The sequence below is a fragment of the Luteitalea sp. genome, from assembly GCF_022842525.1.
Taxonomy (GTDB): Bacteria; Acidobacteriota; Vicinamibacteria; order Vicinamibacterales; family Vicinamibacteraceae; genus Luteitalea.
Genome location: NZ_JALHPM010000017.1, coordinates 36,006 through 56,609 on the forward strand (window position 1 = coordinate 36,006; position 20,604 = coordinate 56,609).

Here is a 20,604-nt window from a genome sequence, read left to right on the forward strand (position 1 = left end):
GTGATGCGGACGGCAGGACGCGTGGTAGCAGGCGGTATCGCGGCGGGTGTGTGCTTTCTCGGCTACCTGGTCGTGACGCTGCCCGACGTGCGACCGCTCGTCGACAGCCCACCGGCAGCCACCGCGTTCATGCGGCTGCGCGCCGATCAGGCACACGCCGAGGGACGCCCCGCCACGCAGGACTACCGCTTCGTGCCCTACGCCCGCATCGCGCAGACGCTGAAGCGCGCCGTGCTCGTCACCGAGGACAGCGGCTTCTGGGACCACGAGGGCATCGAGATCGACGCCATCAGGGAGTCGCTCGAGGCGAACCTCACGAAGGGCACCATCGTCCGGGGCGGGTCGACGATCACGCAGCAGCTCGCCAAGAACCTCTATCTCTCGGAGTCGCAGACGCCGCTGCGCAAGCTGCGCGAGTTGCTGATCACGCGGCGCCTCGAACGCCTGCTCAGCAAGCGTCGGATTCTCGAGCTGTATCTCAACGTGGTCGAGTGGGGCGGCGGGACCTGGGGCGCCGAGGCCGCCAGCCGTCACTACTTCCGCAAGCCGGCGTCGAGCCTCGGGGCGGCGGAGGCGGCGCTGCTGGCCGGGGCACTGATCAATCCCAATCGCTACAGCCCTGCCGATCCCCCACCCCGTCTGCGTCGTCGGCAGCAGATGATCCTCAGGCGGATGGGCATGCGGGATGCCCCCGTGCCGCCGCCCGAGCAGAAGGACGAGCCGGCTGCGGCGAGCGTGCCGACGCCGCTCCCCGAACGCCCGGAGACACCGGCGACGCTGCCGGCGTCCGACGGAGAGGAGGGCGATTCGCCCCAGGCGCCGGCGCCGGCCGACGAGCCGCCGTCGAGCCCCGTTCCTGCAGACGAGACGCCGGCTCGGCCGTCGCCGCCGCCCGTGCCTCGAGCTTGACCCGGCGGGCCTTGCGGGTGTCTCATGTTGCGGCCCCGCCCGCCCGATTCGCCAAGTAGCGATGTTTCATTTCACCGACGCGCTCTCCGGCCTCGTTGCCGACATCGCCCTGCGCGTCCCGGCCCTCGCCCACGTCCGTCCCGAGCGCACGCTCGTGTTCGCCCGTCGCGGACGGTCGGGCACCGAGGGGCCCAACGCGACCTGCCATTGCCTGACGCTGCCGACCAGCGAACCCGGGTACTACTTCTGGGCGGACGAGGCGACCGGCGTCATCACCAGGCGTTCGCCGTGCTTCGTCACCCGCTCGCCTCGCGTCGTGATTCGTGGCACGCCGGTCGATTACATGATCTCGGTGACGCTGCCGCGCTTCACCGATCAGGTGAGCCGACGGAAGCTGGAACGGTATCCGGGGTTGCCGCCCTGGGTCGTGCGGCTCGACACCGTCGTGCACGAGCTTTATCACATCGCGCCGGATGGCCAGGGCCTGCGTCAGCTTGCGCGGGCCGATGGCACGTTCGATGCGCGCACGCATCCGCCACAGTTCTTCGACGACGTGCGTGACCTGGTGCTGTCCTACCTGGCCACCTCGCCGTCCGACGAGATGCTCGAAGTGGTGATGCACGACTTCGCCACGCTCAAGACCCGCCACGAGGCCGTGGTCGGCGTGACGTTCCGCGAGGCGTCGTACCCGCAGCGCTACGTCGAGGTCGTCGACGACCTGCCGGGGGCGCCGGGCGTGCTCGTCGAGCCGTTCAAGGAACCGCCCGGGCGCGCGCTCTTCACCGAGGCCGACCTGATCGTGCGCGACTTCAGCCGCGCGCAGCCGCCCGTCGTGCCGGTCCGCGCGGCCTGAGCCGCGCACCCGCTCAGGTCTCGTCCAGCTCGACGTTCCAGTACAGATAGTCGCGCCAGCTGTCGGGCGTGTGGCGCAGCCCGATGGTCAGCCGCACCGCCGGCGCCTTCGACGGCCGCTTCGGCGGGCGTGTCAGCGACATGCCGGCCTGTTCCGGCGTGCGCCCACCCTTGCGTCTGTTGCAGGTCACGCAGGCCGCGACGATGTTCTCCCAGGTCTTGCGACCACCCTGGGCCACCGGGATGACGTGGTCGAACGTGAGGTCGGCGGCCGAGAACCGGACACCGCAGTACTGGCACGTACAGCGATCGCGGGCGTAGATGTTCGCGCGCGAGAAGGGCACATCGTCGATGGCCCGCCTGATGCGTATCCGCCGCAGCAGGCGGATGACGGAAGGAAGTCGAAAACTCAGCGAGACTGAGCGCACTTCCCGGTCGTAACTGGCGACCACCTCCACCTTGCCCTGGCACCAGAGGGTCAGGGCCTTCTGCCAGTTGACGACCTTGAGGGGCTCCCACGTCGCGTTGAGAAGCAATGTCTGCTCCATAGGCGGCGTTACTGACCCGTGCAACGGTACGTGCTCGTAGTCTGGCCGACGGGCTTCGACACTGTCAAGCCATCCATTCGACCGGTAACGTGCACGTGACTAAAGAGTTACACCGAAGCGCCCGATAGCGCCGACATGGGACTCGCCGGGCGCGTGCTCGTGGTGCTGCTGGCCGTCGCCGCCTCGGCCTGTGCCTCCGGTGGGGGGCGCCGGCCGGTGATGACCCACCCGGGAAGTGTGGTCTCGGGCCCGGCGATCCTCGCCGATGCCCGTGCCTACACGGGGACGGCCTATCGCCCCGGGGGCGCGTCCCCGAGCGGGTTCGACTGCAGCGGATTCGTCCAGTTCCTCTACCGCGAAGCCGGGGTGGCGTTACCGCGGACGGCCGAGGCGCAGTACGAGATCGGTCGCAAGGTGCGCGACCGCGAGATCGCCGCAGGCGACCTCGTCTTCTTTCGCACGGATGGGCGTCGCATCTCGCACGTGGGCATCGCCACCGGCGACGGGGGCTTCATCCACGCCCCCAACACTCGCAGCCGAGTCCGCATCGACCGCCTCGACGCGGCCTACTGGTCCGACCGCTACGCGGGCGCGCGGCGCGTGGAGTAGGGCTCAGGGCTCAGGCGCAGGGCTCAAGGTACGATCGCCACGTGCAACGCGCAGCGATTCAACGCATCGAGCCGACGGCCGTGCTGCCTGGCGGCCGGCTGACCGTGAGCGGCAGTGGCTTCGACATCCGGCCAGGGCACCTGCTCGACGTCCGGCTCGGTGGGGAGCGCGCCCGCGTGGTGCGTGCCTCGCCCCGCGTGCTCGTCGCCGAGGTCCCGGCCGGGACGCCCGGCGGGCGGCAACCGCTCGTCATCGAAGGACTCGAAGGTTCGACGCCGGTGATCGAGGTCGGCACCGTCCTCGCGACTGGCGTGCACCAGGTCGACAGCCCGGCGTTCGACCGGGAGGGACGCCTGTACGCGACGCTCAGCGGGCAGCGCGGCCAGCAGACGCCGGTGTCGGTGTTCCGCGTCGGTCCCGATGGCGCCCGCGAGCCGTTCGTCACGGGGCTCGGCAATGCCACATCCCTCGCGTTCGGCCCGGACGGCGATCTCTACGTGTCCAGCCGGTTCGAGGGCACCGTGTCACGCGTGACCGCCGACGGCGCGGTGACCAGATTCGCAGACGGCCTCGGGGTGGCCTTCGGTCTGGCCTTCACGCACGCGGGCGACCTGCTCGTCGGCGACCGGTCCGGCACCATCCATCGTGTCAACCGCGAGGGCCGGTCCGAGCCGTTCGCGACCATTCCCCCCAGCGTCGCCGCCTTCCATCTCGCCGTGGCGCCCGACGACACGCTCGTCGTCTCCGCGCCGACCCTGAACTCGTCGGATGCGCTCTACACGGTCACGCCCGACGGCGTCGTGACACGCTGGGTCGAGGGTTTCGGTCGGCCGCAGGGCCTCGCCTTCGATCGCCACGGCGTCCTGCACGTCGTCGATGCCCTGGCGGGCGACAGCGCCGTCTATCGGGTCGCTGCCGATGGCACACGCACGGTGGTGGTGAGCGGCGCCGGTCTGGTCGGCATCACCTTCGATCCGACCGACGGGGCCATGGTCGTCTGCACCGACGACACGATCTACCGGATCGGCTGAGGCACACGGCGCGCTCGGCGAGCGCGCCCTCCCACGCACTCATCCCTTGCGCTGCACGATCCGCGCGACGTTCGATGCGTAGGTGATCGGTGACGTGATGCCGGCGGGCGGGAAGCCGTCGGCCTGGTAGATGGGGTAGGCCGTCGTCCGCAGGTGCGCCAGCATCTGGTGGCCGATGCGGGTGCTGCGCTCGTGCCGCAGCGCCTCGATGTCGATCGGCGCCACGACGATGCGCTCGCCAGGGCCGGGCGAGGCCTCGGCCAGCAGCCGTCCCTCGAAGTCCACCACCTGGCTGCCCCCCGGCCACGAATACGGCGGGTAGTGCGCCAGGCTCGCGCCCTGGTTGGCCGCGACGACGAACGCCATGTTCTCGAGGGCGCGCGTCCGGTTGACCAGCGTCCACCAGTTCATCGGCTCGGTCGCGCCCCAGGGGTCCATGTACGCCGAGACGCGGATCAGCACTTCGGCGCCGTTGGCGGCCAGTTGGCGGATCGCTTCCGGGAACAGCCAGTCGTAGCAGATCGCACACCCCAGCTTGCCGATGGGGGTGTCGGCCACCGGAAAGAGCGGCTCGTCATAGCCCGGGATGTCGTGCGGGCTGGCGTGGACCTCGAACGGAATCCACGGGTTGACCTTGCGGTACCTCGTGAGAATGCCGTCAGGCCCGATGAGGCAGGTCGTGTTGAAGACCACCCCGGGCCAGCGGGCATCGACCTCGATCATCGACCCGCTCTGGATGTAGAGGTCGTGCTGGCGCGCGCGCTGCGCCAGGCGGTCCGTGTGCGCGTTGGGGATCGGGACGGCGAGGTGCTCGATCAGCGCCTCCACGGTGGCGTAGGCCGGCGCGGCGTGCGCGAACTCGGGGAAGACCACCAGGCGGACCGGCAGGAACGGCTGGCTGCCGATCACCGCCGCGTCGATCATCGCGATCATGCGGTCGGTGTTGGCGGCCATGTCGGCCCGCGTCCGCGGGCACGGCAGGTCGGTCTGGCACGCGGCCGCGGCGTACCGCAGGCGGGGCGTCGTCACTGCGGCAGGCCTGCCAGGCGCGGCACCTGGCGTCCCACGACGCGCGTGTTGTAGCGCGTGAACCACTCCGGTTCGTCGAGGGGGGACGCCGGCGTCGACATGCCGGGACGCGCGCCGCGCGATGTCCGCGACGGCAGGGGCCAGGCCTGATCGGGACTGGCCGAGTTGATGTCCATCTCCTTGCTGAAGCCGTCGCCATGCAGCAGGAACGTGCGCGTCCAGCCGTCGCGCAGGGCTGGCAGCGCCGAGGCGTCGAACGACAGGGCGACCTCGTCGCCCGGCCGCGAGACGACGAAGGCATCGTCGACCGAGGTGAGCAGCGACCTGACGTCACCCTCACGCGTGTAGCGCCCGGGCATCTGCTTCCAGGGCGACGTGGCGAGGACCCGGCTGTAGTCGAACGTCAGAGGTTCCTGCGTCGAGACCATCTCGGAGAAGCCGCGCCAGCGCAGGTCGGCGGTCGTCGCGTCGACGCGCGTCACGATCGGCGTGGCCCGCGTGTCACGCGTCGCGACCTCGACCTGATCCCAGTACACGCGCATGCTCGTGGCGATACGCACCTCGCGGCTCGCCGACAGGAAACGATCGGTCAGGTCCACCACGATGGTCTGCGGTCGTCCCACCGGCACGCCGATCTCCGCGATGACCGTCTGCCAGACGCCGCGTGCATCGCGCACCTGCAGCGCTGGCGGCTGCAGGGCATGGCCGGCCTGCGAGGCCGCGATGTTGTCGCTCGAGAAGGCGTAGTCGGTCCAGCCGGTGAGCAGCAGGACGGCGCCGCGTGCCGGCGTGTCGGCGCCGAGGTCGATGGTCATGGCGTGAGGCTTTGCGTACCCGCGCACCGGCAGCAGCGGCAGCCCGTCGACGAAGGCGCGATCGGTGCGTGCGGCGACGCGCGTGGCGTCGTGGCCAGCGGCGTCGGTCACGCGTGTCGCGGCGCGGCGGTTGCGCAGCGCTTCGAGGCGCAGACCGGCATCCGGTGCCGACACGAGGCCTTCACGCGGGAACACGTCCATCCCCTCCGGATGGTCGACGGCCACGAGCGACAGGTGGTCGAGGAACAGCGTCTCCTCGAGCTCGTTGGTGATCCGCAGCTCGTAGCGGCCGTCCGTCGGGCGCAACTGGTCGCCGCGGATGCGAACGAACTCCTCGGGGTCTGGCGTGTTGAAGACACCCGGGGCAACCTGATACCCCATCTCGCCGCCGCCGAGGAAGTCGGTGACGAACTCGAAGCGATCGCCATTCCACGTGTAGAGGTACGGGCACGACGAGGGCTTGCGATCCAGTTCGACGACGTCGAGGGCATTGGCCTTCAGCGTGTCGGCACTAATGGGCTCGGCCTGGACGATGCCCGCTGGCCACAGCACGCGGACCACGTCGACCGACGCCCGCGTGCCGAGGCCGAACAGGATGTCGGCCGGAGCGGACGACGGCGAGGACGCGGAGGTCTCGAGCTTCTGCCACAGGCTGCCGGCGCGCATCTCGACCTTGGCACCGAGGCCGCTGCGGTTGCTCACCTGCGCGGTCAGGCGGACACGGATGCTCGGCCAGCCCGCGCCCGAGGCGAGATGCAGGGTGGCCGTCCCAGCTCGCAACATCACGGCGTCCATGCCGCCGGAGGCATCGGTGTCCAGCAGCAGCAACGCACCGCCCTCGGCACCGGCCGTCACACCCGGTGCCGTCGCCAGACCAGCCCGCGTCGAGACGTCCTCGAAGCCGCCGGCCACCTGCCGGATGACACGCACGCCGTCGGCCTGGAGCGTGACGACGTCGAGGAGCCCGTCGTTGTCGGCATCGACCATCTGGGCCGCGTGCGCAGCGGCAGGCAGCGCGGCGAATGGTCTGATGTTGAACCGGTTGTTCGAGGCGCCCACCGCCAGGACGCTTTCACCGGTCTTCGCGCTGACGGCGATGTCGGGAAAGCCGTCCTTGGTGGCGTCGCCCACGGCGAGGGCCGCGGCGGCTGGCAGGGCGTCGAGCCCGACACTGGTCGAGACCTCGCGGAACGACGCGTCGCGCATGTTGCGCCACAGGCGGACGCGGCCGTCGTCGCCGAGCACGATCAGGTCGATGTCGCGGCGGAGGTCGACGTCGGTCGGCACCATCGCGCGGGCCACCATCGGGGTCTGACCAGGCAACGCGGTGGCCGAGATGTCTGCGAACGTGCCGTCGCCGTTGTTGCGCCACACCGCGAGCGGCGCCGCGTCGCCCGCATCTCTGGACGCACCGCCGAGCACCACGTCGGCGTCGCCGTCGTGGTCGAGGTCGACCAGGGCCGCCGTGCGCACGTCGAGCGACGTGACGATGCCGCTCGCTGCGGTCACGTCCTCGAAGTCGAGTGTCGTCCCGGACTTCTGGTGCCAGAGCGCGATGCCCCCGCGCCCGTGCAGCAGCAGGTCCGCCTTGCCGTCGTTGTCGACGTCGGCGACCACCACGCCGCGGGTCCCGAGGGCCGCCGGCACCGGCCAGGGCGCCGGACGCACACGCTGCGGCGTCGTGCCGGCGTTCAGGTAGGCGTCGACGCCCAGCGGACCGACCGTGAGGTAGTCGCTGCGCCCGTCGCCATCGACGTCGGCGGCGGCGAGGGCGCTGACGGCACTGCCGGCGAAGGTGAGCGGCGTCGTCGAGTACGTCAACGGGCGGGCGGGCGGGACGAGGTCGGGCTCACCGCCGGTCGAGAGGATCGCTTCGGCGTAGCGCCCCTGCTCCATGTACGTGTTGGAGTAGGTCGTGCCGTAGCCGGTCTCGCGCAGCGCCTGGAACTTCGCGGTCGTCGCGGCGCCCAGTTCCCGCTGGCCGGCCCGCGTCTGCGCGACCGCCAGGTTGTACAGCGCCGACACGTTGTAGGGCTCGAGGTCCACGGCCTTCGAGAAGACGGGGACCGCCTCGGCATACTCGCGCCGCTGCAGCAGCAACTGCCCCAGGTTCACCAGCGACGCCACATCGTCCGGGTCCGTCTCCAGCACGCGGCGGAACGCGGCGACGGCATCCGCCTCGCGGTTCTCGCTGCGGGCGATGAGGCCGAGGACGAAGTCGGCGTGCGGCGGCGCGGCTGGCGTGGCGGCGGCAGCCGTGGCGGCCTTCAGGGCCGCTGGCAGGTCGGGCTCGTACAGGCGGGCGATGGCCAGGTTGACACGGGCTGGCGTGAAGCTGCCGTCGATGGCGAGAGCGGCCTCGAACTGGGTGGCAGCCTTCTCGTGATTGAACTGCTCGAGATAGGCCACGCCCAGGTTGTTGGCCTGCCACGCCCGCTCGCGCACGTCGCGGGGCGACGGCGCGGTCTGCGCCGCGAGGACGACGCCCAACGAGACGACTACAGCCAGCACCGAAAATGTTCGCGTCATGTATGTGTGTCTGTCGCCGTCGGGCTTGCCCGACGGTCCGTTGTCGCCGTCGGCCTTTGGCCGACGGTCAGTGATGCTCGCCCCGGCGACCGTTATCCACGGCGCCGATCACCGTCCGAACGGCACTTTCGCGGTGACGCCCTTCGCTTCGGTGACCACCAGAGTCTGGCCGGCGGTCTGCGGACCGAGGCGATCGACCTGGCCACTGGGCCAGCGAATCTCGACCTGCTCCACCTTGGACGCCGCGCCGAGCCCGAAGGTGAGCGGCAGTTCGCTCTGCGACAGGTAGCTCGAACCCGTCTTGACCATCGCCGTCCGGGTGAGGCTGCCGACGGTGACACGCACCTGCGCGCCGATGGCCGACCGGTTGGACTTCACGCCGACCAGCGACAGGCGCAGCGCCTGCGCGGCCGGGGAGTCGTTGCGCAGCACCCGCGCCGGGCCGTTGTTGACGGTCACCACGAGGTCCTGATCGCCGTCGTTGTCGATGTCCACGTGGGCGGCGCCGCGGGCCACGACGGCCTTCGAGAGGGCTGGACTGCCGGCCGCGACGTTGGAGAACCGGGCCTTGCCGGTGTTGCGATACAGGTGCGCCGGCTGGGCGTAGGTGACCTTGGGCTGGACGCGGCTGATGTCGTCGGCGACGTGCCCGTTGGCCGTGAAGATGTCGAGCAGGCCGTCGTTGTCGGCGTCGAAGAAGAAGCACGCGAAGGTCAGCGACAGCAGCGACTCGCGCCCGAGCGTGGACGTCGGCGCATCGTCGATGAACAGGCCGTTGCCCTCGTTGCGGTAGAGCGACAGCATCTCGTTGGAGAAGTTGCCGATGAGCAGGCCGGGGCGGCCCGAGCCGTCGAAGTCGGCGGCATCGACGCCCATGCCGGCGCGCGCCACCCCCGCTTCGTTGAAGGCGACCCCGGCGGTCACGGCCTCGTCGACGAAGGTGCCCTTGCCCGTGTTGCGGTAGAGCCGATTCGGCTGGGTGTCGTTGGCGATGAAGATGTCGAGCCAGCCATCGCCGTTGTAGTCGAGCAGGCCGACGCCGAGGCCCTTGCTCGTCGGATCGTGGAGGCCCGCCTTCTTCGTCACGTCCTCGAAGGTGCCGTTGCCGTTGTTGCGGAAGAGGAACGGCGTCTCGCCCTTGTAGCTCTCCGGCGTGCAGTACGACTTGGTCTTGCCGTCGAGCGTGCAGTGGATGTCCTTCTCCAGTTGCCACTGGACGTAGTTGGCCACGACCAGATCCAGCCGGCCATCCTTGTCGTAGTCGAGCCAGGCGGCGCTCGTCGAGAAGCCGGCCCGACCGACCCCGGCCCTGACGGTCGCGTCCTGGAACGTGCCCTTGCCCGTGTTGCGATACAGGCGGTTGCCACCGAGTGCGGTGACGAACAGGTCGATGAAGCCGTCGTTGTCGTAGTCGGCCGCCGCGGCTCCCATGCCGTACGCCGTTGTGGCGAGCCCGGCCGCGCGCGTGACGTCGGTGAAGCGGCCGCCGCCGGCGTTGCGATAGAGCGCCGGCAGGCTGCGCGTCGCCGCCCGCCCGGGCCACACCGTGCCGTTGACGAAGAAGAGGTCCTGCCGACCGTCGTTGTCGACGTCCAGCACCACCACACCCGATCCCATCGTCTCCGGCAGGTACTTCTTGCCGAAGGCGCCGCTGGTGTGGCGGAAGGTGACGCCGGACTGGACCGTCACGTCGGTGAAGGCGACCGGGCCGCGCGCCTTCGCGCCCTGGGCCATCACGGCGGTGGCCGCCACCCCTGCCACCGCGATGGCGGACAGGACATGCGTGAGGAAACGATGACGCATCATTCTGGGGATTCGACTTTCGCCGGTGAGGGGGCCCGCGCCGCCAGCGGCGTCGGACGTGCCGGTGCCGCCGCCCGGCGAGGCGCCGGACCCAGCCGCGTCGGCGGTGCCGCAGGGGCCGAGGTGGCGACGGTGGTCTGTCCCGACGAGGCGGCGTCGGCCGGGAACGGCGTGAACGTGCGGTGCTCGTGCACGCTCTGGCGCTCGTTGTTGTCGTCGGGATTCAGGCGCCGGAAGTCGCCGGTGATGGCCTGCGCCGACTCGTCGGCCTTGAAGCGCTCGTACAGGGTCCGTTCGCGCGCCGCCAGGTCGGTCTGGCCCATACCCTGGTAGCACAGCATCAGGTTGTAGTGCGCCTGCAGGTCCTCGGGGTCGACGTCGAGCGCCACCTTGAATTCGGTGATCGCGGCCGCGTATTGCCGCTTGAGGAACAGCACGCGGCCCAACTGGTTGCGCACGACGCGATCGCGGGGGTACTGACGCGCGGCCTCGCGCAGATGGGTGATGGCCGTGTCGTAGTCGCCGAGGGCCCGGGCCGCCTGGCCGAGGAAGAAGTGCGTCTTGGCCAGTCGCGGGTCGATCGTCAGCGCGCGCTGCAGCATCTGGGTGGCGCCGTCGACGTTGCCCTCGTTGAGCCGCGCCCGCGCCACGTTGACCCAGCCGTCGGCGTAGCCGGGCTCGGCCTGCGTCACCTTGAGGAACGCCCCCTCGGCCCCCTTGAGATCGCCCTGCAGCAGCAGGCCGATGCCGTAGTCGTTCCAGCGCTCGCGCACTGCCTGTGTGACCACCGGCGCATCGGCGGGCAGGGGCGCTGTCGCGTCCACCACCTTCAGGGTCGTCCTCGACTCGGCCATGACGGTGATGGGCAGGTTCGGGATCTCCTTCACCTTGCCCGAGACCTTCGACGTGTCGCCGGTGAAGACCCAGCGACCGTTGTCGTAGTCCTTCGAGAGGCGCACGTCGCGGTGCTGCGGATCGCGGACGCCCGCGAACGCCCACTGCGTGTTCCACCAGTTGAACTTGCGGTAGTTGATGCGCGCCGTCAGGGTGATGGTGTCACCGGCATCGGGCGGCACGTCGAGTCGGTAGTGGATCGTGTCGGCGGCACCCGGCGGCACCAGGCGCACGTAGGCGACCGAGCGCGCCGCCCAGGCGTTGCGCTTGTTGATCGGATTGCCTTCGGCGTCGAGCATCAGGCTCTTGTAGAAGTGCGCGCCGGTCTCGACCCGGCCGCGACCCTCGTCGGCCACCTTGCCGCTGTGCATGATGGTGCGGCCCTTGCTGTCGACCGCCTCGAGCTCCACCCAGACCTCATGGCCGTCGACGGTGCCGCCCGGGAAGAAGTGCCCGACCTTGCGGGTCCGGACGACCACCTCGAGCCGCACGCTCTCGCCGCGTCGCAGTGCCGGCTGTGCCTTGTCGAGCGGCGCCACCACCTCGACCGGCGTCGTCACCACGGCGCTGCCGGCGCCGAAGTGCATCGATTCCTCGCCGACCGCAAACGTCGAATTGAGGCGCGGCTCGGCGCCGGCCAGCTGCCGCTCCTCGAGGACCTGCCCGCCGGGCGTGCGCACGAGACCGAAGACGTCGACCGAGACCTGGCCATCCTTGAGGAACGACTGCACGGCCTTCATCTGGTTGGCGTGACCGTTGACGAACGGCAGGGCCGTGTTGGCGGCGGCGAAGCGGTGGCTCTTGTGCCTGCCGTCCTTGGCCGACGGATCGGTGGAGGCCACCTTCGGCATGTGGCAGTCGCCGCAGCCCGACGACTTGGCCGGGTAGTAGAACGCGCGCGCCCCCATGCCGGACACACCGGAGGCCTGCCAGTTGTCGTAGTCGTTGAAGCCGCGAATCCAGCGATACCCGTTGACGGGCACGTCGAGGTGCACCTTGTGGCAGCTGCTGCAGTACTCCGACGTCTGCTCGGTCATGAACGGCTTCATGAACGTCTCGCGGTGCGGCTGCGGGTCGAGAGCCAGCAGCTTGTCGTGCGCCCACCGCAACAGCGGCTGGTCGCTCACGGCCAGGTCGTGCAGCGGCGGGTACTCGATGACGAAGTCGCCGTTGCCCATCGAACTGCCGACGTGCGTGATGGCATGGCACGACGTGCAGCTCAGGCCGTTCTGCGCCTCGGGCGTGTCGATCTGCTGCTTGATCGGCGTGTCGAAGCGGCCGTTGAAGAACACCGCGTGGTCATGGCAGCCGGCGCACCACTTGGACGGCTGGGTGCCGACGACGTCCTGCATGTACTCGATCGACTTGCGGTACCACTGGTTGTTGAACGACGCGAAATGGTGCGCCGACTCGTTCCACTCGTCGTAGATCTCCTTGTGACAGCGCGCGCAGTCCTTGCTCGTCATGAAGAAGTTCGACGGGATCACGCCGTTGCGGTTGGTGTTGGCCGACGACGGGAAGAAGGGCCCGTTCGGGCCGGCGCCCTCCTCGAACATCGAGGTGGGCACGACCGCCGGGTTCTGGATGCGGTACGACGCGCGGCGCACCGCGCCGTGGCGGCTCACGTACACGATCGATCCGACCATCGCCACCAGCGTCACCACGACGGCTACTCGCATCAGCGTGGCGCCGGGGAGGGCCGCGTCGCCGAGGCGGCTCTCACGCGCCGCCCGCCGCCCGAACGGGCGCACGAGCAGGCCCAGCAGCACCGGCAGGACGCCGAGCACCGATGCGGCGATGTGGGTGTAGAGCAGCCACCGCCAGGGACGGGTGGCGCCCGTCCAGGTCAACGCCGCCCCGGTGACCAGCGCCACCAGCAGCGGACCCGCGGCGATGCCCCACCCGTCCGGCACCGCGCGGTGCCGGACCAGGAACCGCAGCGCCGTGACGCCGAGCACCGCACCACCGACGATGTGCAGGGTGACCTGGGCGTAGTAGAACGCCGATGCCGTCGCGAAGGCGCCGAGGTAGGCGCTGTTCAGCAGCAGCAGGAAGAAGCCGGCGAGCCACCACGCCCGCCGCCCAGAGAGCATCTGTGCAGACATCGATACCTGGTTGGCTGGAAATAGCCGAACCGTCAGCTTAGCCGCCGGGCCAGGACGACGCGCTCACCTGAATGCACTAGACGTGCGGGTTCAGACAGATAGGCGTCCCGTCGACCTTGAGGTCGACGCCTCTCTAGACGAGACCCTTGCCCTCGACGACTTTCTGATAGGTGTCGATCTTCACGTCGGTGAGGCGATCGACGCGCGTGCTCGGGGCGGGCCAGGCGATCTCCACCCAGTCGACGCGGGTCGCGGCGCCGAGACCGAGCACCTCGCGCGGGTCGTGGGCCGACAGATAGCTGCCGCCGCCGGGGCGGAAGCGCCGCGTGACCTTGCCGCCGACCGACCAGCTGAGGCGGGCGCCGATGGCGTCGCGGTTGCAGGTCACCCCCTGCAGCGACAGTCCCACCCAGTGATGGCCCTTGCCGGCGCGGTTGTGCAGCAGGGTCGGCGCGCCGCCGTTGTTGTTGATCAGCACGTCGAGCCGGCCGTCGTTGTCGATGTCGCCGACGGCGAGGCCGCGGGCCGTGAACTCTTCCTTGAACACCGGACCGCTGCCGGCGCTGACATCCTTCAGCCGGCCGCCTTCGTTGTGGAACAGCAGCAGCGGCTCCTTGTAGCTGACCTGCGTCGAGTAGTGCTCGATCATGTCGTCGGGATGGCCGTTGGCCAGCATGAGGTCGAGGTGCCCGTCGAGGTCGTAGTCGAAGAACTTGAGGCCCCAGCCGCTCAGCAGGCGCGTCGACTGCGCCACGCCGTTGGCGTGCGCGACGTCCTGGAACGACTCGTTGCCGCGGTTCTTGTAGAGCGAGAACATCTCCTGATCGACGTTGGCGACGAACAGGTCCTCCCACCCGTCCTGGTCGAAGTCGGCCGCATCGACGCCCATGCCCGATCGCGGCTGGCCATTGGCCGAGAAGCCGACCTCCGAGGCCAGGCCGATTTCCTCCCACTTGCCCCCGCCGCGGTTCATGAACAGGAAGTTCTGCACCGTGTCGTTGGCGACGAACAGATCGAGCTGCCGATCGTTGTTGACGTCGGTGGCGACGACGCCGAGGCCCTTGCCGAGGGCGCGCTGGATGTCGGTGCCCTTCGTGACGTCGGTGAAGGTCCCGTCCCCGTTGTTGTGGAAGAGGAACGACGACGACGGCTTGAAGACGCGCGGGATGCAGTAGTAGCGGCGTCCGAGCTTGTTGTCGCCGCAGTACACGTTGGTCTTCAGCGAGAACTCGACGAAGCTGCAGACGAACAGGTCGAGGCGGCCGTCGTTGTCGTAGTCGAACCACACCGCGCTGGTGGTCCAGCCGGGCACGCGCAGCCCGGCTTTCTCGGTCACGTCGGTGAAGGTGCCGTTGCCGTTGTTGCGGTACAGGGTGCAGGTGCCGTACGCCGTGACGAACAGGTCGGGGAAGCCGTCGTTGTCGAAGTCGGCGACGGCGACGCCCATGCCGAAGGTGCCGCCAGGCACGCCGGCCTTCTCGGTCACGTCGGTGAAGGTGCCGTCGCGATTGTTGTGGTACAGCGCGTTGCGGATGGGCGTCTTCGGCGTGTAGATGTCGGCCGGGCCGCTGTTGACCAGGTAGATGTCCATCCACCCGTCGCCGTCGTAGTCGAGGAACGCGCAGCCCGACCCGCAGGTCTCGGGCAGGTAGCGGAACTCGGACATCGCGTTGTCGTGCACCCACGTGATGCCGCTGCGGGCGGCCGGGATGGCCTCGAAGACGGGATCGCCGGCTTGCGCGTGTGACGACCAGGGCCAGGAGGCGGCGAGGCCGGCAGCGCCCGCCGCCTGCAGGAACTCGCGGCGGGACCGCCGCGGGAGCCAGAGATCAGGCATATCCCCGCGTTGTACCACGGCCGTCGTCTTGTCGCGGCGGGCTCGGCGGTGCGCATTGATCCCACGATGTGACAAGAGAGGGCGGCCACCTGATCCAATTAGCCGGATTCGCTCGTCGGGGCGGGCGGCCGTTGAGACGGACGCCACGAAAGAGGACCTTCCACTTATTTCTCAAGCGGCGCGAGTGGTCCGTCCAATTGGCGAGAGTTCGTCCCTCAACAGGACCAATTCATCACAGCCCCTATCTGTCGATAGCGACTTCGCCGCCGAGGTGGTCGGTCCAATTCGGCCCTTCCCTGAGGCCCATCCCGAGCCTGTGGCCGAATGGCTCACAGGCGCCGTAAGTTCAAGTTTTTGAACGATTTCCAGCGCTTGACAAGCCTCAGAAACCGGGCAGATACTCCGCCTCACCTGAAAGCAGTAGGACGTTCATGGTGCGGATGTCTGGTCCCCCGACGGCCGGCGTTCGCACGCCCAGTTACCTGCGAGGCGAGACTGCTATGCACGTAGTTCCGAGATGCCACCGATGGGTTGCCGCCATCGTCCTGGCGCTCTCCCTGCCCACCCTGGCGCATGCCCAGGCCACGGCCACCGTTCGGGGCACCGTGTCGGACACCTCCGGAGGCGTCCTGCCGGGCGCCACCGTGACCGTGACCGACGAAGGCACCAAGGCCGTCCGCACGGCGGTCAGCGACGACCGCGGCGGCTACCTCTTCTCCGGCCTGTTCCCGGGCACGTACACCGTCAAGGTGGAACTGCAGGGGTTCAAGACCTACGAGCAGACCAGCCTGACGCTGTCGCCGGCCGATACCCGCGGCGTCGACGTGTCGCTCGAGGTCGGCCAGCTCAACGAAGTGGTCTCGGTCACGTCGTCGCCCGAGATCATCCAGACGGAGACCGGTGCGCGTGAGGGCGTCCTCCGGGCCGAGCAGATCGACAAGCTGTCGATCATCGGCCGCAGCTCGCTCGAACTGCTCCGCATCCTGCCGGGCGTCGTGGCGCCGGATGCGAGCACGATGCAGAGCGTCGGCTTCGGCAGTGGCGCCAACAACACCCAGGCCTACACGGTCAACGGCGTGCGCAGCTCGGGCAACACCGTCAGCCTCGACGGCTCGGCGCTGATCGACATCGGGTCGAACAGCGGCGTGATCGTCACGCTGAACAACGACATGGTGCAGGAGGTCAAGGTCCAGAGTTCGAACTACGCGGCTGAGTACGGCTCGAGCGGCATGAGCGTCAGCGCCGTGACCAAGTCGGGCACCTCGCGCTTCCGCGGCACCCTGTACGACTACATCCGCGACTCGAAGTTCAGCGCCAACGACCGCTCCAACTCGATTGCCGGCACCGACAAGCCGAAGGACACCTACCAGTATCCCGGCGGCAACGTCGGCGGCCCGATCGTCATCCCCGGGCTCGGGTTCACCAAGAACCGCGACAAGCTGTTCTTCTTCGTCGGCTACGAGTACCAGAAGCAGAACGTCGACTCGGGCTCGCGCTTCACGACGGTCCCGACCGCGGCGATGAAGCGCGGTGACTTCAGCGAGCTGCTCGCCGGCACCGGCCAGAACCTCAACATGCCGACCACGGTGAACATCCCTGGCGGCTTCGCGGGCGCGGGTGAGCTGGCGCCGGGCAACAACATCGCGCCCTTCATCCACCCGCTCGGTCAGTTCCTCGTCAACGCCTATCCGGACCCGAACTACCAGGATCCGACCAACCGGTTCAACTACGTGTACTCGGCGCTCGAGCCGCAGAACCGCAACGACTTCAAGACGCGCGTCGACCTCAACATCAGCAACAACACCAAGGCGTACGTCCGCTTCGCCCGCGAGAGCGAGTCGCTCGACCAGCCCCGCGGCGGCTGGTGGGGCCCCTCGCAGGTCGCGCTGCCGACGCCCAACGTGCAGGACGCGGCCGGCAACAGCTACTCGTTCAACCTCGTCAACGTGCTCGGCCCGACGACAACGGCCGAGTCGCTGGTGAGCTACAGCCGGCTGACGCTCGACAACTTCTACAGGGACCCGTCGCGCGTCAGCAAGGCGTCGCAGGGCATCGACTTCGAAGGCATGTTCCCGGGCATGAGCCCGTACCTGCCCCTGCAGGCCATCCACAGCTGGGGCGGCAGCCAGGTCGGTGACCTGTGGTCGCCGATGAACGACGTCTTCGCCTACAACGACGCGCTGCAGTTCCAGCACAAGCTGACCAAGATCGTCGGCACCCACGGTCTGAAGTTCGGCGCTACGGCGACCCGCCTCAGCAAGGAACAGAACTTCCAGAACGAGGAGAACGTCCAGCTGATCTTCGCCAACTGGGCGAGCGGCACCACCGGCAACACGGTGGCCGACATGATGACCGGCAAGTTCGCCCAGGCCGTGCAGGGCACGCGCATCCCGGTGGGCAACTTCCGCGCCTGGAACTTCGACATCTTCGCGCAGGACAGCTGGAAGGTCCGCTCGAACCTGACGTTCGAATACGGCCTCCGCTGGGCGTACATGCCCAACAACATCGAGCGCAACGGCCTCGGCGCCGTGTTCGATCCGTCGGCCTACAACCCCAACGTCGGCACGTTCCTCGACCCGGGCACGTTCCAGCGCCTGAACGGCTACCAGTACGCCGCCACCGGCGACGTGCCGAAGGATCTGGTCGGCAACCGATCGCCGTTCTGGATGCCGCGCATCAACCTGGCGTGGAACATCGATGGCGAGGGCAACAACGTCCTCCGTGGCGGCTACGGCATGTTCATCAACCGACCGATGGGCAACGTGGAGTACGACACCACCCTGCGGGTCGCGCCCAACGCCTACAACGTCGGTGTGACGCCCGGCGACGTGTCGTCCGACTTCGCGGGCGGACGGGGCCTCAACTACGACACCCTCCGCTTCGTCGACGGCCTGGCGCGGGCGGGCGCCGGCGCCATCAGCGTCAACACGCCCAGCCTCAGCCCGGACGACAACACCTGGCCCACCACGCACAGCTACTCGGTGTCCTACGCCCGCCGTATCCCGTGGGGGCAGGTCATCGAGGCGGCCTACGTCGGCACGCGCGGCGTCAATCTGGTGAGCCGCACCGATGGCAACGCCATCCCGCTGGGCGGCATGAGTTCCGGCCTGGTCGGCAACGCCGATCTCAGCAACCCGCTGCACCGCGCCGCGGCCGCCGACGTCGTCGTCAACCGCTACCGTCCGTTCTCGGCGTACTCCAACGTCACCATCTTCGACCTGCGCGGCGACAGCACGTACAACTCGCTGCAGGTGACCTTGAGCCGACAGACGAGCAGCAAGTTCTCGTACTTCGGCACCTACACGCTGTCGCGTTCGACCGGGTCGCTCGGTGGGGAGTACGCCTCGCTGGATCCCATCGACCCGGCGCGGTCGGAGGGCGTGCTCGAGAGCGATCGCACCCACATCTTCAACTTCTCGTGGAACGCGACGCTGCCCGATCCCATCCAGGACGGCCCGGTGTTCCTCAAGGGCCTCCTGAACGGGTGGCAGCTGTCGGGCATCTCGACGGTCGCCAGCGGTATCCCGATTCGTCTGCGCCTCACGGGCCCGATCAACAGTGACGGCATGGAGCGCTACTTCTTCGGCACGCCGTCCTTCATCGGTGGGCAGGGGTCGGGGGCCTTCGCGCCGGTCTACGTCTCGGACCCGCGCACCGGCGACGCGAGCCTGGGCGACAAGCTGTTCGACATCAATGCCATCCGGCTCCCCAACCTGGCCGGTGGCGAGGTGGGCGACATCAACCCGCCGTACAACCTGCGCTACCCGACGCGCATGAACCACGACCTGACGATCTTCAAGGACTTCCGCTTCTCCAACGACCAGCGGCTGCAGTTCCGCGTCGGGTTCTTCAACCTGTTCAACATGGCCTATGCCGGCGTGCGGTCCGACCTCACGAACGACATCGACCTGATGCTCGAGACGCAGTGCAACGTCACCGTCAACGGCGTGCCCAACGGCAACGGCGGCACGGTGGACAACGTCTGCGACCCGACCGGCGGCTTCTCGTTCACGCCGAACACCATCGCCAACTTCGGCAAGATCAACCTGCTGCGCGGCCGTCGCGTGGTGGAGTTCGCGCTGAAGTACTACTTCTAGGCGAGCGACCGCTCGAGACGAGGGCCGGGGTGGCATACCATCCCGGCCCTTTCGCATTCCGGTCGCGTCCAATGCTGCGATGCCGGCAGACGGCCGGCTCGGAGAGCCGGCCCTACCCATCGGGGCGAACTCCCGGTTCCCGGTTGCCTCTTCAGGACTAGAATCGATCCATCGTGTTCCACCGACTCCTCGCGCGCGGGTGCGGCCTCGGCCTGACCCTCGTGATGCTCGTCACCTGCCCGCCGCTGGCCGCGCAGACGCGTCCGGCGGGGCCCCAGAAGCCCACGGCCGAGTCGCTGTTCCAGCAGGCCATCGAACTGCACCAGGCTGGCGACACCCTCGGCGCCATCGCGGCCTATCAGGCCTCGCTCAACCTCAATCCCGACAACCCGGGCGCGCACTCCAACATGGGGGCGGCGTACGTCAAGCTCGGGCGATACGACGAGGCCATTCGCGAGTACCGCCTGGCGGTCGAGGCCGCTCCCGCCGACGCGACCTTCCGCTTCAACCTGGGGCTGGCCTACTACAAGTCGGCACAGATTCCGTCGGCAGCCGAGACGTTCGCGGCGGTGCTCGCCGCCGACCGCACGCACCTCAACGCGCGCCTGCTGCTCGGCGACTGCTACCTGCAGATGGGGCGGTTCCAGGACACCATCGACGCCCTCGCGCTGTGGGAAGAGAGCTATGGCGACAGCCCCGCGTTCGCGTACATCCTGGGCAGCGCGCTCATCGAGACCGATCGACTGGACCAGGGGCAAAGGCTCATCGACCGCATCTTCGCCAAGGGCGAGTCGGCCGAGGCCCACCTGCTGATGGCCACCGTGCACCTGCGGCGGACCGACAACCCGGCGGCGCTCGACGAACTGAAGAAGGCCGCCACGATCAACCCGAAGCTGCCGCTCGTGCACAGCCTCATGGGCCGCGCGTTGCTGCGCACCGGCGATCAGGAAGGCGCCGCGCGGGCCTTCGCGGCCGAACTCGCCAACAACCCCAACGACTTCCAGGCCAACATCGAGATCGGCGACCTGCGCAAGCGCGAGCAGAAGTTCGACGAGGCCGAGCCCTACATCCGTCGCGCCCTGCGCATGCGGCCCCAGGACCCGACGGCGCGCTTCTCGCTCGCCGGTCTGCACGTGTCACGCGGCGAGACCGAGCAGGCGCGCGGCGTCCTCGAGACCATCGTCGCGGACTCGCCGACGTTCACCGAGGCCTACGTACTTCTGGCGACGGTGTACTACCGCCTGCAGCGGCGGGACGACGGCGATCGCATGCGAGCAGTCATCGAACGGCTGAACGCCGAGGCTCAGGCGAAGCAGCCCGGCGCGAAAGCGGCCGAGGCCGCCGCGGCGGCATCGGCGGGGAGCACGCCACCCACGCCAGGGACGCCCCCGCGATGACGAGGCACGTGTGTGGTGCCGTGCTTGCCGTGTGTCTGTCGACCACGATGGCGACCGCCCAGCCCCGGACGCCAGCGCGGCCGTCCACGCCAGCGTCTGCGCCGGCGACCGCTGCCGCGACGCGACCCGCCGCCCGCGGCCCACTGATG

Annotated in this window: 12 protein-coding genes; 6 read left to right on the plus strand and 6 right to left on the minus strand. The window is 69.0% G+C overall.

Features of this window, described 5'->3' with window-relative positions:
* The first annotated feature begins 3 nt into the window (after nt 1–3).
* Both mtgA and Q0C41_RS05600 read left to right on the plus strand, forming a co-directional pair.
* On the plus strand, nt 4–909 hold the full coding sequence (gene mtgA, locus Q0C41_RS05595; RefSeq protein WP_291981718.1) for a monofunctional biosynthetic peptidoglycan transglycosylase: 906 nt from the start codon (nt 4–6) through the stop codon (nt 907–909).
* A gap of 61 nt (nt 910–970) precedes the next feature.
* Nucleotides 971–1,762, plus strand: a complete 792-nt coding sequence (locus Q0C41_RS05600) for a hypothetical protein (protein WP_291981720.1) — start codon at nt 971–973, stop codon at nt 1,760–1,762.
* A gap of 13 nt (nt 1,763–1,775) precedes the next feature.
* Here the strand turns inward: Q0C41_RS05600 and Q0C41_RS05605 are convergent, their stop codons facing one another.
* Entirely contained in the window at nt 1,776–2,297 is a 522-nt protein-coding gene (locus tag Q0C41_RS05605; RefSeq protein ID WP_291981721.1) for an HNH endonuclease, read from the minus strand.
* Nucleotides 2,298–2,444: 147 nt separating this feature from the next.
* Here Q0C41_RS05605 and Q0C41_RS05610 point away from each other — a divergent pair, with 147 nt between their 5' ends.
* Entirely contained in the window at nt 2,445–2,918 is a 474-nt protein-coding gene (locus Q0C41_RS05610) for a C40 family peptidase (RefSeq protein WP_291981723.1), read from the plus strand.
* 41 nt (nt 2,919–2,959) lie between these two features.
* A complete protein-coding gene (locus Q0C41_RS05615) occupies nt 2,960–3,949 on the plus strand; it encodes an IPT/TIG domain-containing protein (RefSeq protein ID WP_291981725.1) in 990 nt (329 codons plus the stop codon).
* Nucleotides 3,950–3,988: 39 nt separating this feature from the next.
* Here Q0C41_RS05615 and Q0C41_RS05620 read toward each other — a convergent pair whose 3' ends face one another.
* The 5 genes from Q0C41_RS05620 to Q0C41_RS05640 form a co-directional block, all read right to left on the minus strand.
* Complete coding sequence (locus tag Q0C41_RS05620; RefSeq protein ID WP_291981728.1) at nt 3,989–4,978, minus strand: nitrilase-related carbon-nitrogen hydrolase; 990 nt, start codon at nt 4,976–4,978, stop codon at nt 3,989–3,991.
* Nucleotides 4,975–8,322 (minus strand): FG-GAP-like repeat-containing protein, encoded by a 3,348-nt coding sequence (locus Q0C41_RS05625; RefSeq protein WP_291981730.1) that lies wholly within the window; start codon nt 8,320–8,322, stop codon nt 4,975–4,977. Before Q0C41_RS05625 ends, Q0C41_RS05620 begins: the two co-directional genes overlap by 4 nt.
* A gap of 108 nt (nt 8,323–8,430) precedes the next feature.
* Nucleotides 8,431–10,128 (minus strand): CRTAC1 family protein, encoded by a 1,698-nt coding sequence (locus tag Q0C41_RS05630; protein ID WP_291981732.1) that lies wholly within the window; start codon nt 10,126–10,128, stop codon nt 8,431–8,433.
* Complete coding sequence (locus tag Q0C41_RS05635) at nt 10,125–13,124, minus strand: tetratricopeptide repeat protein (RefSeq protein WP_291981734.1); 3,000 nt, start codon at nt 13,122–13,124, stop codon at nt 10,125–10,127. The genes Q0C41_RS05630 and Q0C41_RS05635 overlap by 4 nt, the downstream gene beginning before the upstream one ends.
* A 133-nt stretch (nt 13,125–13,257) precedes the next feature.
* Nucleotides 13,258–14,961 (minus strand): CRTAC1 family protein, encoded by a 1,704-nt coding sequence (locus tag Q0C41_RS05640; RefSeq protein ID WP_291981735.1) that lies wholly within the window; start codon nt 14,959–14,961, stop codon nt 13,258–13,260.
* Between the two features lie 500 nt (nt 14,962–15,461).
* Here Q0C41_RS05640 and Q0C41_RS05645 point away from each other — a divergent pair, with 500 nt between their 5' ends.
* On the plus strand, nt 15,462–19,058 hold the full coding sequence (locus Q0C41_RS05645; RefSeq protein WP_291981737.1) for a carboxypeptidase regulatory-like domain-containing protein: 3,597 nt from the start codon (nt 15,462–15,464) through the stop codon (nt 19,056–19,058).
* A 173-nt stretch (nt 19,059–19,231) separates the two neighbouring features.
* On the plus strand, nt 19,232–20,455 hold the full coding sequence (locus Q0C41_RS05650; protein ID WP_291981739.1) for a tetratricopeptide repeat protein: 1,224 nt from the start codon (nt 19,232–19,234) through the stop codon (nt 20,453–20,455).
* The last annotated feature ends 149 nt before the right edge of the window (nt 20,456–20,604 follow it).